Below are 13,790 nucleotides of genomic sequence, written 5' to 3'. Positions count from 1 at the left end.
ACTGCGGCTGTTTTTTGGTGAACGCTGCGGATATTGAAGCGGCAAACGTTGCTCAGCCTCTGCGGTCGACTCATCGACAGGCAGCGTAGTTATTTGATCGTAACAACAACCTTGCCCTTGGCTCGTCCCTGCTCGACGTACTTTAAGGCCTCTGCCGTTGATTCAAAGGCGAAGGAACGGTCAATCACAGGTTGAATGATTCCGGCCTCAATGAGCGCGGTGATTTGTTGAAGTTGGGCGCCATTGGCCCGCATGAACACGAACCCGTAGCTGACGTCGTGCTTGCGTGCCTTGCGCCGAATGCCGAGGCTCAGCAGGCGCATGACTTGCTTCAATGGCCAGGACAGTCCTTGCTCCTGCGCGAATTGTGCAGTGGGTGGTCCTGAGATGGAAATGAGTTGGCCACCGGGCTTGAGGACCTTGAGTGACTTCTCAAGTACGTCCGCGCCGAGGCTGTTCAACACCACGTCGTAGTCGTGCACGACACTTTCGAAGTTTTGCCGTGTGTAGTCGATCACCAGATCGGCCCCCAGCGCTTTCACCCATTCGACATTGGCGGTGCTGGTGGTGGTCGCGACAAAGGCGCCGAGGTGTTTGGCGAGTTGGATGGCCAGGGTGCCGACACCGCCGGAGCCTGCGTGGATCAGCACTTTCTGACCCTTTTTCAGTCGGGCGGTTTCGACCAGCACTTGCCAGGCGGTCAGCGCGACCAAAGGGATGGACGCGGCTTGAGCCATGTTGGTATTGGCAGGTTTCAGTGCGATCGCGTTTTCGTTCACGGCGATCAATTGGGCGAACGTCCCGATCCGCGTTTCGGGCGGGCGAGCATAGACTTCGTCACCCGGTTTGAAACGTTTCACTTGCGAGCCAACCTCAACCACGACGCCCGCCAGGTCATTGCCCAGTACCAGCGGAAATGAGTAGGGCAGGATCAGTTTGAATTCGCCTTTGCTGATCTTTGAATCCAGCACGTTGACGCTGCTGGCGTGTACCTCGATCAAGACGTCGTGGGCACCCACCGCAGGGCTGGGCACTTCGCCAATGTGCCCGGGAATCTTGCCGTAGCGATCAATTAAAAATGCCTTCATCGTTGTGCGGCTCTTGTCGGTTGGAATGAGGGTAGACGGTGCTTTTTCGGCGTTGCTGCGTCGCGTTGATCAGGCATCAAGGAATGCCAGTGCCTTGGTCACAAAGTCAGCGCAGTGCTGGAAGATGCCGCCATGGCCGGCATCCTCATAAATCACAAGTTGTGCGTTGGGGATACGATTGGCCAGTGCAATCGAGTTAATGCTGGGCACCATGATGTCGTTGTCGCCGTTGACGATAAGCGTCGGCATCTGCAAGCGCTTGAGGTCTTGGGGGGCCTGTTGGCCCCACGCGGTGATGGCTTTCAACTGCCGTAGAAAAGCGCTGAGCGTCGGTCCTTTGTCGCGATTTTTTCTGCGCTCCTTCAGGCGTCGCAAATACTGCGATGCGGCTCGACGGCCATTGGGCGTCGAAGTAAAGAACAGGTAGAACTTGGGGTCGCGCAAGGTCAGCAAGGCTTTGATCATCAATGGCCACGTCACCGAACCGACCTTGTCGATACCGGTTCCGCCGGCCGGCCCGGTGCCGGTGAGAATCAAGCGGCGCACCAGGTTCGGCGCCTTCAGGGCGATGTCCTGGGCGACGAAGCCGCCGAGTGAGAAACCGAGCACGTCAACGGTCTCAAACCCCAGTGCCTGTATCAGTTGGATGGCATCGTCAGCCATTTCGCCAACCGTCAGTGGCGCGGTTCCACCAGAGCCACCGATCCCGCGATAGTCGGTGGCAATGATGCGCCTTGTTTGTGCCAGGCGATCGATGATCCCGGGGTCGAAATTGTCCAGCACAGCGCCCCAATGGTTGAACAGTACGAGGGGCACGCCGGTCTTGGGGCCGATGTCGCGATAGGCGAAGGGAATGCCGTTGACCGTGATCGACTGATTCGCCGCGTTAATGAATGACGCGTGCGACCCTGCGTGGTCATTTGTTTTCGTTGGGTTCATTGCTACTCCGGACAGCGCGCCGGATTCGATGCAGTGCCTTGCGCCTGCATCGAATCCGGCGCGGGTGCTCGCTACCAAAAGATCACTGTTGGGTCTGGTAGCGCTGGGCAACCGCAGACTGGCGAATTTGTTGCAGCAAACCCTGGCGTGCAATCTGCAAGTCATCCCAGCGTTCAGCTTCCTGCAGTGGCGGGATCGTCACCGGCTCACGACGATCAAAACCGACCAGTGCGGCATCCACCAGATCGTCCACTTCCATGATTTCGTTCAAGGTATTGATGTCGACGCCGGAGCGATCCCAGATCTCCGTGCGGGTGGCGGCCGGCAGCACGGCCTGCACATAGACGCCCTGAGGTGAAAGTTCCAGGCTCAGGCCTTGGGAAAGGAACAGTACAAATGCCTTGGTCGCACCGTAGACCGACATGCCGAACTCCGGCGCCAGGCCCACCACCGAACCGATGTTGATGATCGCGCCGTCGCCGGCTTTGGCCAGGCGTGGGGCGATGGCGCTGGCGAGCCGCACCAGCGCTGTGGTGTTGAGGGCGACCAGTTGCGCCACTTTGTCGGTGCTTTGGTCGACGAAGTTGCCGGAGAGAGCGGCGCCGGCGTTATTGACGAGAATGCCGATACGGGCGTCGTCGCGCAGGCGTGCTTCAACGGTTGCCAGATCGCTGAGTTGGGTCAGATCTGCCGGAATCACTTCGACGGCGACGCCGTGCTCGCTGCGCAATCGGACTGCAAGTGCGTCCAGGCGTGCCTGGTCCCGGGCGACCACGACCAGATCGTGGCCGCGTTGCGCGAAGCGCTCGGCGTAGACGGCGCCAATGCCAGTGGAGGCGCCAGTGATGAGAACGGTAGGGCGAGTGCTCATGGGGTCATCTCTCTTTCATGTGTGTGAAAAAAAAGCGCGTCACGAATTGCTCAGCTTGCGGAAGAGCTCGATTCAGCCAACGTCGGGTAGTCGATGTAACCTGCAGCACCTCCGCCATAGAGGGTGGCGGGATCGAAGGCGGACAAGGCGGCGCCAGTCTTCAGGCGCTCCACCAGATCCGGGTTGCCAATGAACGGGCGACCGAACGCGATCAGGTCGGCCTGGTCTTCGGCGAGCTTCGAAATCGCTAGGTCCAGGTCGTAGCCGTTGTTGGCGATGTAGGTGTTGTTGAAACGCTGGCGCAGGGCGCCGAAATCGAATGGCGCCACGTCACGCGGGCCACCGGTCGCGCCTTCAACCACGTGCAGATAAACGACGCGGAGGGCGTTGAGTTGATCGACGACGTAATTGAATTGCGCCTGCGGATCGCTGCTGGAAACCCCATTGGCCGGCGATACCGGCGACAAGCGCACGCCAGTGCGATCCGCGCCGATTTCATTGACGACGGCCGCCGTCACCTCGAGCAACAGACGCGCCCGATTTTCAATCGAACCGCCGTAAGCATCGGTGCGCAAATTGGCACTGTCCCTGAGGAATTGATCCAGCAAATAGCCGTTCGCGCCGTGAATCTCCACGCCATCGAACCCGGCGGAGACCGCGTTTGCCGCGGCCTGGCGGAAGTCGGAGACGATCCCCGGTAATTCATTGATATCCAGTGCGCGCGGCTCGGAGACGTCTTCAAAGCGGTTGTTGACGAACACTTTTGTGGCGGCGCGCAACGCGGAAGGGGCCACGGGCGCGGCACCGTTTTCTTGCAGATCAACGTGCGACACCCGGCCGACATGCCACAGTTGCAGGAAGATTTTTCCGCCTTTGGCATGGACGGCATCGGTCACTGTGCGCCAGCCATCTATCTGCGCCCGCGTGTAGATCCCGGGGGTGTCCTGATAGCCCTGGCCCTGTCGGGAAATCTGCGTGGCTTCGCTGATCAGCAAGCCTGCGCTGGCCCGTTGGCTGTAATAGGTGGCCGCGAACTCACTTGGCACAAAACCCTGGCCTGCGCGGTTTCGTGTCAGTGGCGCGAGGACGACACGGTTCGACAGGGTGAGGGCGCCAAGCGTGTAAGGGGAGAACAGATTGTGGTCGGTCATTGGGTATTTCTTCCGTGCCCGTTGATGGAGATCGGTTATGCGTGCAATTAGGATGATGTTCGTAATCTAAGCTGTCAACATTTTTGATTATGACCAACATCTATGTATCATTGGGCGCATGATTTCCCAGTGGACACGAGGTATTGCACGTGAGAGTGACCAAAGCCCAGGCGCAAGCCAATCGGGAGCACATCGTTGAGACGGCCTCTGAGTTGTTCCGTGAGCGCGGCTTCGACGGCGTCGGTGTGTCGGATCTCATGGCGGCTGCCGGTTTCACCCACGGAGGTTTCTACAAGCATTTCGGTTCGAAGGCCGACCTGATGGCCGAAGCCTCGGCCAGCAGCCTTTCCAAATCGCTCAAAGGTGCTGAATCGCTCGATGTTCCGGGCTTCATCGACGCCTATGTGACGAGGGAACATCGGGACGGACGGGGTAGCGGTTGCACCATGGCCGCGTTGTGTGGCGACGCGGCGCGTCAGTCCGATGATTTGAAAGCGACGTTTGCCGAAGGGATCGAACACACCCTGCAAACACTGGGCGACAAATATCCGACGAGGCCGGATGCCGAGGCGGGTGAGGGGAGAAAGAAAATGATCGACCTGCTGTCTCGTGCTGTCGGCGCGATCATTTTGTCGCGTGCCTGCCCGGATGATTCCATGCTGGCGGATGAGATCCTTGAGGTGTGCCGCGCTGAAATGTTTGCGTCGTTGCCGGTCGATGAAGTGGAAGCGGTGTAGACGGGCAGTTCATTCAAAGCGTGGTTTTCGGTGGAGCTTCGGTTTTTATGCTCGGAGCAGAAGCTCAAGTTTGGGTTAAAAGCTGCGGTTCATGAATGGCTACTTTTGGCCGGTGTCTGTCTGTGGCAACCGGCTGAAAACGACCCTAAGTGGCCCTTCGCAGACAGTAGAAAACGGTCAAAAACTGACGCCGCAGTCAGCCTCTGATCCTATGATTTCTCCTCTTGCATTCAGGTAAACCCAGTTTTGAAATACTCGATCATCAATAATGGAGTGTCTCTTCAGGATCGTTCACCTCCTACCCAATGAGACAGTTATTGACTTCAGTCACGGCAAGACAACGACAGAGTATTTTCTACGTGATGTCTGATGTGCCTGATGGATACCTTTCTTGATCAGGACCTAGCTGGATAGTCCTAACAGGCGCTCATTCGTAGTCGTTTGCTCGCGACCTCGAGCTACCAGCCAGCGATGGAAGTCGCGACAGTGAGCCTTGCTATAAGCGCTTTTCGAGCTGACCAGATAATAAGGTGTTGGCATTTGAAGCGCTTTGGAAAAGGGGATTATCAAACTCCCAGTGGCCAATTCTTCACCAATCATCGAGCATTGCCCTAACGCAATGCCTTGACCTCGCACTGCCGCTTGGACGGCCATGTAAGACAAAGAAAATACCCGGTGACCATCGCGCAGTTCGGAGCAATTCACGTCCTGAGCCGCGAACCAATCACGCCAGGAGGGAGGGGAAACATATTTCGGCAGCCAGTCGATGGATAGTAGGGGGTAAGCGAGCAAGTCGGCGGGTGTCCGCAGCGGCGCATCGTCATGGAGCAAGTTCGGGCTGCAGACCGGTACTACATAATCATGAAAAAGCTCGACGACGTTTCCTACGTGTTCTCGATCGCTATAAGTGAAGCGGAAGTCGATCTCGTAGCCCTCGGGTGAGGGTTCTTCATAGGAGCCCTCAAGGAACACGTCCAGTTCGGGGTGCCGATCCTGCCAGGTGAATACCAAAGGCGCCAGCCATTGGGATAGCAGCGATGGCATTGCACTTATCCTCATGTTCGTTGGATTTTTTGTGCGCTCGACCTCCGTGTGAGCGATGCGCAGGCTCTCGAACGCAGTCACGCAGCCTTTGTGATAGCGCTGCCCGGCAGCGGTCAGGTGGATACGGTTGCCGACCTTGAGGGTCAAACTCAAACCGAGATTTTCTTCGAGCAGTTTCATCTGTTGGCTGACCGCGCCGGCCGTAATTCCTAGTCGCCTGGCGGCTTCGGTGATGCCGCCATAACGACCGACAGCTTCAAATACCTGCAGTGCGCGCAGGGACGGCAGATTGTTCATCACGCTCACTTCCACTTCTGAATTTAGCTCATACTAGTTTAGGAAACCTAAATAAAAAACCGATTTACCTCATCTTTTAAAAAATTCATATCCTCGTATTCTGACCCCATCAGAAGCGTCGCTTTGCTCAGGACGAAAAACAAAAAGAGGATTCCCCCTATGTTTTTACGCAATGCTTGGTATGTGATTGTCGAAGAGTCTGAGCTGGGGGAAGGCTTGTTCCCAAGCACGATTCTTGGCGAGAAAATCGTGTTATTTCGTAAGGCCGATGGCACTCCAGCTGCCTTAGAGGATGCTTGTCCGCATCGCAAGTTGCCGTTATCCATGGGGCGCAAACAAGGCGACCACATTGAATGCGGTTATCACGGATTGACCTTCGATTGCTCTGGTAGCTGTGTCCGGGCGCCAGGCAGCAGCCGCATCCCACAAGGAGCCAAGATCCGCAGCTACCCCCTCGCAGTGCGATACGGTTTGATTTGGATCTGGATGGGCGATCTCGAGTTGGCTGATCCAGAAAAAATCATCCAGGTGGAAGAGTGGGGTGATCCGTCGTGGGGCATAAATCGCGGCGGTACCATGACCGTCGAGTGCAATTACTTGTATATGACCGATAACCTGCTGGATCCAGCGCATGTGGCCTGGGTTCATCAGACATCGTTCGGTAATTCGGCCTGTGAAGATGAGCCGCTGAAAACTGACATTTCTGACGTCGGTGTGACGGTTTCTCGCTGGATGCGCGATGTTGAAGTGGCGCCGTTCTATGCCAAGTTCGTCAAGTTTTCAGGCCGCTGCGACCGAAAGCAGCACTACGAAGTTCATTACCCCTCTCACGCAGTTATCAAGTCCTTGTTCACCCCTGCGGGAACCGGCTCTGATGAAGGGCCGCTGCATGATCAGGTTTTCCTGATGAGCTCCTATAACTTTTTGACTCCGATCGATGAGTCGAACACCCGCTACTTCTGGTTTCAAATGCGTAACTTCGACCAGGACAGTGAAGAGGTGTCGCGCCAGTTCGATGAAGACGTGCGATTCGCGTTCAGCGAAGACCGGGTGATTCTCGCCGCTATACACCAAGGGATGGCGAACAAGCGCACACCCAACATTGATCTTGCTTCTGACTCAGGCCCGCTACGTTTTCGTCGCAACCTCGATAAGTTGATTGCCCTAGAACAGCCTGACAACTTGATTCCGCTGACCCAACGACACGTTGCGGAACAAAAGACGGAGGCATGAGATGGGCACTCAACGACAACCTCAGACTTCCTCTTTGGGCTTTAAGTCCTTCCGGGTGATTGAGAAGAAACAAGAAAGCGCCGTCATCACCTCCTTCGTCCTGACTGCGGAAGATGGCGTTTCCAACCCTGGCTTTCGCCCGGGGCAGTACCTCATCGTTCGCCTCATGCTGGACGGCGGTGTCAAGGTGCTGCGCAACTACAGTCTCTCCGGGGACGCTAACGACAGGTCGCGCATACGCATTTCGGTCAAACGCGAACCTGCACCTTTCGACCGACCCGAACTGCCGCCAGGCCAAGGCTCGAATCACCTGCACGACCATGTGCAGGTCGGTGATTTACTCGAGATCGCTGGTCCCACGGGCACCTTCGTGCTGGACGAAGAGAGTTCGAAGCCCGTGGTGCTGTTCAGTGGTGGCGTGGGACTCACGCCGATGCTGAGCATGCTTCATCAACTGAGTAATCGTTCGTCGCGGCCGGTGTATTTCATTCATGCCTGTGAAAATGGTGCAGTGCATGCTTTTCGTGACGAGGTGTTGTCACTGGCCAGCCGTCGCCCAGGGATCAGCGTGCACTTCTGCTACCGTAACCCTGATGCCGACGACCAGGCCAATGATGTCTTTCACAGCCAGGGCCTGGTCAGCCGGGATACCTTGCAACAGCTGCTTCCGCTGGATGACTACGACATCTACCTCTGTGGCCCCAGGCTCTTTATGCAGGCGAACTGGCGCCTGTTGCGCAGCCTTGGGATCGCCGGCGAGCGCATCCATTATGAATTCTTCGGCCCTGCGACCATCCTCGAAGAAGACGACGTCATACCAGTGACGTTATCAATACCCGCGGTAACTGAGCCCAAGACGCCGACCGGGACAACTGAAGGTGCACCGATCGTAGAGTTTCTTCCGACGGGCACCCGTGTGGTCTGGAATCAGAACTGCCAATCACTTCTCGAACTTGCTGAAGAGGCCGGTCTGACGCCGCCATTCAACTGCCGGGCCGGTCTGTGCAATACCTGTCAGGTCACCCTCCGTGAAGGTTCCGTCGAGTATTTCGAAACGCCACTGGATGCCCCTGAAAGCGGCCGCATTCTGCTCTGTTGCACACGCCCGACCACCGCCGTGACGGTGGACTTGCGTCAGTGATCCTTGTCGGTCACGCCCCTACCGCCGACTGCTTACGTTGCACTGAGGAATCAAGAGAATGATCAAGTCACGCGCCGCTGTTGCCTTCGCGGCCAACCAGCCCCTGCAAATCGTCGAAGTCGATGTGGCCCCGCCACAGGCGGGCGAAGTGCTGGTACGCATCATCGCCACCGGTGTTTGCCATACCGATGCCTTTACCCTTTCTGGGGCTGACCCGGAAGGCCTTTTTCCTACCATCCTCGGTCACGAAGGGGGCGGTATCGTCGAGGCGATTGGCGAGGGCGTAACGTCCGTCGCCGTGGGTGATCACGTGATCCCGCTCTACACCCCGGAGTGTGGCGAGTGCAAATTCTGCCGCTCCGGCAAGACCAACCTGTGCCAGAAAATTCGCGCCACTCAGGGCAAGGGCCTGATGCCTGATGGCACCAGCCGCTTCTCCTATCAGGGTCAGCCGATCCATCACTACATGGGCTGTTCGACGTTTTCCGAGTACACCGTACTACCGGCCATCTCGCTGGCGAAAATCCCCAAGGACGCACCGCTGGAAAAGGTGTGCTTGCTCGGTTGCGGCGTGACCACCGGCATCGGTGCCGTGCTCAATACCGCCAAGGTCGAGGCCGGCGCCACGGTAGCGATTTTCGGCCTGGGCGGCATCGGCCTGGCCGCCATCATCGGCGCCGCCATGGCCAAGGCCTGTCGGATCATCGCGGTGGATATCAATCCAGCCAAGTTCGAGATCGCCAAACAGCTGGGGGCCACCGACTTCGTCAATCCCAAGGACTACGACAAGCCGGTTCAGGAGGTCATCGTCGAGTTGACGCAAGGCGGTGTCGATTACTCCTTCGAGTGTGTCGGTAACGTGCAGTTGATGCGGGCCGCGCTGGAAAGCTGTCACAAGGGCTGGGGCGAGTCGGTGATCATCGGAGTCGCCGGTGCTGGCCAGGAAATCAGCACGCGCCCATTCCAGCTGGTGACCGGTCGCGTCTGGCGAGGCTCAGCCTTTGGTGGCGTGAAAGGCCGTAGCGAGCTGCCCAGCTACGTGGACAAGGTGCAGAGCGGCGAGATCCCGCTCGACACCTTCATCACCCATACCTTGGGCCTCAATGAGATCAATCAAGCCTTTGACCTGATGCATGAGGGCAAAAGCATTCGCACCGTGATTCATTTTGATCGCTGAGCCTGGCGCAGCGACGACCGTCAGGCCGTGCCTGACATAACGGCAACACCACCCACTGATAACACCCGGAGAAGCAATAGATGAGCATCTTTACCCACGTTACTGTCGGCACCAATGATCTGAACAAAGCCCGTGCCTTCTACGACAGCGCATTGGGTCAGCTGGGCCACAAGCGCATCGCCGATCTGGCCGACAACGGCTCGATCTGGGGCGAGAACGCCCCCTCGTTTTTCGTCCTGAAGCCCGCTAACGGTGCTCCTGCCACTGTCGGCAATGGCGTGACCGTCAGCTTCGAGGCGCCGAACCGCAAGGCGATCGATGCGTTCCACGCAGCGGCCCTGGCCGCGGGTGGTACCGATGAAGGCGCACCGGGCACGCGCGACTGGGCACCGAATGCCTATGCCGCGTACGTGCGTGATCTGGATGGCAATAAATTGGCCGTTTATTGCTTTAAGCCTATGTAACGATTACTGGCGAATGAAGGGTTTGGACTCCGGTGGTTCATGGTGCCTGCCGGTTTCCTTACCCCGCCGATTTGCCAGTGACCACTAGCAATACTTTTAACGTGCTCTTCCGAGACTGCCTGGACTATGCCAACTCGGTTACATGACACGAACAATGCTGATTCATCGAAGTGATAACAAAAACAATAGTCGTGCGACAAACCTCTGAGGAGTCAATCCATGCAAAGCAAAATGAAGCATCACAAGACCCTGCGTAGCCTCTATGTTGCAGCATTAATCAGTCTGGTGTCGTTCACCGCCCAAGCTGATCAACTGGCAGACGTGAAAAAGTCCGGCGAACTGGTGATTGGCACGGAAATGCAGTTCGCGCCCTTCGACTATCTGGATAAAGGCCAACAGCAAGGTTTCAACCCAGCTTTGTTTCAGCTGATCGGCGAGCAAATGGGCGTCAAGGTTCGATTTATGGATCTGCCTTGGTCGGGAGTGCTTCCCGGTCTCGAAGCGGGCAAGTTCGATTTGGTGGGTGGTCCTTTGATTGTCACCCAGGCACGTAAGGATCGTTACAGTTACACCCTACCCATCGCTGAAGCCACGGTAGCGCTGATGGTGCGCGCCAAGGACGACAGTATCAGTAAGCCCGAAGATATTGCCGGCAAAGTCGTTGGTGCAGGGAAGGGCTCGGCCATGCTGGAAGAGCTACGCGCGTACTCCGCCACGTTGTCAAAACCGGTGACCATTCGCGAATACGTCGATAATAATCAGGCCTATTCCGATCTCAGCGCCGGCCGTATTGCGGCAGTTGCCAACTCTCTGCCCAACATCTCCTACATCGCCTCTCAGCGCTCGGAAGTCTTCAAGGTCGTGCAACCACCATTTGGCAAGCCGTCCTACTTCGCCTACGTCGGCCGCAAGGGGGATGAGTCCAAAGCCCTGATCAACGAAATCAATCAGGCATTAATCAAGCTTCACACGGATGGTCGTCTGGCTGCTCTGCAAACACGTTGGTTGGGTGCCGAAATGCGGGTACCAACTACGGATGTCGTGCCTAGCTGGTAATCCCCGCACGCATTAAACAATATCCCTCAAGTCCACCTCGCACGTTTGCCGGGTGGACGCGGATGGTTTCTCGCCGCCAGGAGTTATCGCCATGATTTTCAATTGGCAACTATTGATCCAGAACGTGCCGCTGTTAGCGGCGAGCATAATCGTTACCCTGGAAGCGGCTTTGGCTGGTCTGGGGTTCGGCTTTGTAATCGGTGTCGGCATCTGTTCTCTGCGCCTGTCGCATCGGTCGCTACTTAGTAGGTTGGGTGGTGCCTATATTTTTGCGTTCCGCGGCATTCCACTGCTGGTCCAATTACTGTTCATTTACTATTTCCTCCCACGTGTCGGCTTGCCCAATATCCCGCCCTTGGCCGCGGCAATCATTGGCTTGGCGCTGGCCGCCGGTGCGTACATTGCAGAAATCTTGCGTGGCGGTTTTCTCGCCATACCGCCCGGTCAGATGGAAGCCGCTGGAATGCTGGGGCTCAGCCCGCTCAAGATGTTGCTCAGAATCAAGCTGCCACAAGCTGTGCGGCTAACCCTGCCTGCATTGGTCAACGAGATGGTCCTGCTGGTTAAAGCTTCATCCCTGATTTCAGTCGTAGGCATCGCGGATCTGACGCGCACAGCACAAAACCTGGCCGCCAGTGATTATCTGTTCCTGCAGAATTACCTTCTGTTAGCGGGCTTCTATTGCTTGATTAACTTGCCGTTGACCTTGTGCGGGAGCTGGTTGGAAAAACGCATGGGAGGCAAAACCGCATGAGTTTCGATCCTTCGATTATCACGGACCGCCTTGCGGAAATTGCCAGCGGCTTGGGTGTCACTCTCGCGACTTGGGCCAGTGGTGTTGTTCTCGCTCTGGTACTGGGACTGTTGATCGCCGTGCTTCAGCTTTTCGGCGGGCCATTGCCAAGGGGCCTATTGCGGGTCTACATCGAGCTGATTCGCAGCACGCCATTTTTGGTGCAGCTATTCCTGCTCTATTACGGTGGCCCAAGCTTAGGGCTGGAACTTGAACCGATGACGGCCGGTGTGGTTGGTCTGGGGATTTACGGCAGCGTGTATTTCGCCGAGATCTTTCGCAGTGGTTTCCTTGCCGTTCCCAGAGGTCACCTTGAGGCCGCCAACTGTCTGGGTATTAGCCGCCTGAAGTGCATATTGCGTATAGAAATCCCGCAAATGCTGGTGATCATCCTCCCTGCATTGGTCAACCTGATCACCATTTTGTGCAAGGAAACGGCTGTTCTATCGATCATAACTATTCCCGAACTGACCATGGTCATGACGGGCATTGGCTCTTCGACCTTCGCCTTCGTTGAAACTCTGTTGGTGCTTGGTCTCAGTTACCTGACGCTCATAGAGATCTCTTCGAGAGTCGGCGCGCGGCTGGAAAAACGCGTGGGTCGCTACATGGCTCGATAAGCGCCTTGAGACAGTCGTCGCTAGACGATATAGCGCCGCAATCCGCAATTCAAAGCGTTTCCACTGCCCGCATCACCCATGAGGCAAGAACATGAAAGATTTCGCTATCAATGACGACCCCATTCTTAAGCTACGCGGGGTTCGCAAAAATTTTGGTGATTTACAAGTCATCAAAGGTGTGGATTTAGACATTCATCACAGTGAAGTCGTGTGCTTGATTGGTCCCTCTGGTTCAGGGAAGAGCACACTGCTGCGCTGCATGGCTTTCCTCGAGCAGTACGACGAAGGTGAGATTCATATCGAGGGTCAGTTACTCGGCTGGCAACCAGGCCCGATACGCAAGCTGGCCAGCACTGGTCAACTGAATAAGGTCAGACGGAATGTCGGCATGGTGTTCCAGCAATTCAATTTGTGGCCTCACTTGAACGTACTTGGGAATGTCATCGAAGCTTTAGTGCAAGTGCGCAAACTTTCTCTGTCCGAAGCACGGGAAAAGGGCTTGGCGATGCTCGACAAAGTAGGGCTGAAGCACAAGGCCGAGGCGTATCCGGCGCAGCTTTCCGGTGGGCAGCAACAACGCGTGGCTATTGCCCGAGCACTCGCCATGGAACCTCACATCATGCTGTTTGATGAGCCGACTTCAGCGCTTGATCCGGAGTTAGTAGGTGAAGTTTTGCAAGTCATGAAGTCCCTTGCCACCGAAGGTATGACCATGGTGGTGGTCACACACGAGATGGGGTTCGCCGCCCAGGTCGCTGACCGCGTAGCGTTTCTCGATCAAGGGAAGATCGCCGTGTGTGGGGCGCCACAAAAAATCTTCAGCGAAACTGAAAATCCTCGATTGAAGCAATTTCTTCAGAACTATCTGGATCGCAATGCATTCTGGCAGGGGAATAAAGAGAAAAGTTACGTCTGACAACCATGGAACTCTGACGGTGGCGGAGTGATCGTCAACCGAGTGCAAGGGAAAATCCATACAGAAACGCCTCACCAACACTTCTTGATGATGAGGCGTTTCTCAACGTTAAACTCGGATAACGCTGGTCTCGGAAAGCGATCGGCCTTTGGTGTCCGGTGCCAAGGTCTAGAAGGCCGTGAAGTCCAGCGTGTGAAATGCAGCCGTTTTCGTAGACACGTTTGAATGACCGTGATTCGACTCTAATGCTTAGAGATTGAGCT

At 56.4% G+C, this 13,790-nt stretch carries 14 protein-coding genes; 9 read left to right on the top strand and 5 right to left on the bottom strand.

The window, feature by feature from the left end; all coding sequences use genetic code 11:
• Positions 1-89 precede the first annotated feature (89 nt).
• The 4 genes from ACVWYU_RS24835 to ACVWYU_RS24820 all read right to left on the bottom strand — a co-directional run bounded on the left by ACVWYU_RS24835 (position 90) and on the right by ACVWYU_RS24820 (position 4,049).
• Positions 90-1,088, bottom strand: coding sequence for an NADP-dependent oxidoreductase (locus ACVWYU_RS24835; protein ID WP_457373917.1), 999 nt, complete (start codon positions 1,086-1,088; stop codon positions 90-92).
• A gap of 69 nt (positions 1,089-1,157) precedes the next feature.
• A complete protein-coding gene (locus ACVWYU_RS24830; protein ID WP_390955664.1) occupies positions 1,158-2,027 on the bottom strand; it encodes an alpha/beta fold hydrolase in 870 nt (289 codons plus the stop codon).
• Between the two features lie 82 nt (positions 2,028-2,109).
• Entirely contained in the window at positions 2,110-2,898 is a 789-nt protein-coding gene (locus tag ACVWYU_RS24825; protein ID WP_457373916.1) for an SDR family NAD(P)-dependent oxidoreductase, read from the bottom strand.
• A 50-nt stretch (positions 2,899-2,948) separates the two neighbouring features.
• A complete protein-coding gene (locus ACVWYU_RS24820) occupies positions 2,949-4,049 on the bottom strand; it encodes an alkene reductase (protein WP_457373915.1) in 1,101 nt (366 codons plus the stop codon).
• A gap of 149 nt (positions 4,050-4,198) precedes the next feature.
• On the opposite strand from ACVWYU_RS24820, the gene ACVWYU_RS24815 reads away from it, so the two are divergent.
• Positions 4,199-4,786 (top strand): TetR/AcrR family transcriptional regulator, encoded by a 588-nt coding sequence (locus ACVWYU_RS24815; RefSeq protein WP_457373914.1) that lies wholly within the window; start codon positions 4,199-4,201, stop codon positions 4,784-4,786.
• A gap of 402 nt (positions 4,787-5,188) precedes the next feature.
• Here ACVWYU_RS24815 and ACVWYU_RS24810 read toward each other — a convergent pair whose 3' ends face one another.
• Positions 5,189-6,127 carry a LysR substrate-binding domain-containing protein gene (locus ACVWYU_RS24810; protein WP_457373913.1) on the bottom strand — a complete coding sequence of 313 codons (939 nt, stop codon included), beginning with the start codon at positions 6,125-6,127 and terminating at the stop codon, positions 5,189-5,191.
• Positions 6,128-6,286: 159 nt separating this feature from the next.
• Here ACVWYU_RS24810 and ACVWYU_RS24805 point away from each other — a divergent pair, with 159 nt between their 5' ends.
• The 8 genes from ACVWYU_RS24805 to ACVWYU_RS24770 all read left to right on the top strand — a co-directional run bounded on the left by ACVWYU_RS24805 (position 6,287) and on the right by ACVWYU_RS24770 (position 13,527).
• Entirely contained in the window at positions 6,287-7,360 is a 1,074-nt protein-coding gene (locus ACVWYU_RS24805; RefSeq protein ID WP_457373912.1) for an aromatic ring-hydroxylating dioxygenase subunit alpha, read from the top strand.
• A 1-nt stretch (position 7,361) separates the two neighbouring features.
• Entirely contained in the window at positions 7,362-8,501 is a 1,140-nt protein-coding gene (locus ACVWYU_RS24800) for an FAD-binding oxidoreductase (RefSeq protein ID WP_457373911.1), read from the top strand.
• A gap of 58 nt (positions 8,502-8,559) precedes the next feature.
• Entirely contained in the window at positions 8,560-9,678 is a 1,119-nt protein-coding gene (locus ACVWYU_RS24795) for an S-(hydroxymethyl)glutathione dehydrogenase/class III alcohol dehydrogenase (protein WP_457373910.1), read from the top strand.
• A gap of 80 nt (positions 9,679-9,758) precedes the next feature.
• The gene (locus tag ACVWYU_RS24790) at positions 9,759-10,142 is read left to right on the top strand and encodes a VOC family protein (protein WP_457373909.1); all 384 of its coding nucleotides are present in this window, start codon (positions 9,759-9,761) and stop codon (positions 10,140-10,142) included.
• Between the two features lie 219 nt (positions 10,143-10,361).
• A complete protein-coding gene (locus ACVWYU_RS24785) occupies positions 10,362-11,198 on the top strand; it encodes a transporter substrate-binding domain-containing protein (protein WP_457373908.1) in 837 nt (278 codons plus the stop codon).
• A 91-nt stretch (positions 11,199-11,289) separates the two neighbouring features.
• On the top strand, positions 11,290-11,952 hold the full coding sequence (locus tag ACVWYU_RS24780; protein ID WP_457373907.1) for an amino acid ABC transporter permease: 663 nt from the start codon (positions 11,290-11,292) through the stop codon (positions 11,950-11,952).
• A complete protein-coding gene (locus ACVWYU_RS24775) occupies positions 11,949-12,611 on the top strand; it encodes an amino acid ABC transporter permease (RefSeq protein ID WP_457373906.1) in 663 nt (220 codons plus the stop codon). Before ACVWYU_RS24780 ends, ACVWYU_RS24775 begins: the two co-directional genes overlap by 4 nt.
• A gap of 91 nt (positions 12,612-12,702) precedes the next feature.
• The gene (locus ACVWYU_RS24770; protein ID WP_457373905.1) at positions 12,703-13,527 is read left to right on the top strand and encodes an amino acid ABC transporter ATP-binding protein; all 825 of its coding nucleotides are present in this window, start codon (positions 12,703-12,705) and stop codon (positions 13,525-13,527) included.
• Positions 13,528-13,790: the final 263 nt, after the last annotated feature.

The organism is Pseudomonas sp. TE12234 (assembly GCF_054061835.1).
The sequence above is the reverse complement of the archived record's forward strand: the minus strand, read 5'-3'. Positions and strand labels throughout refer to the sequence as shown.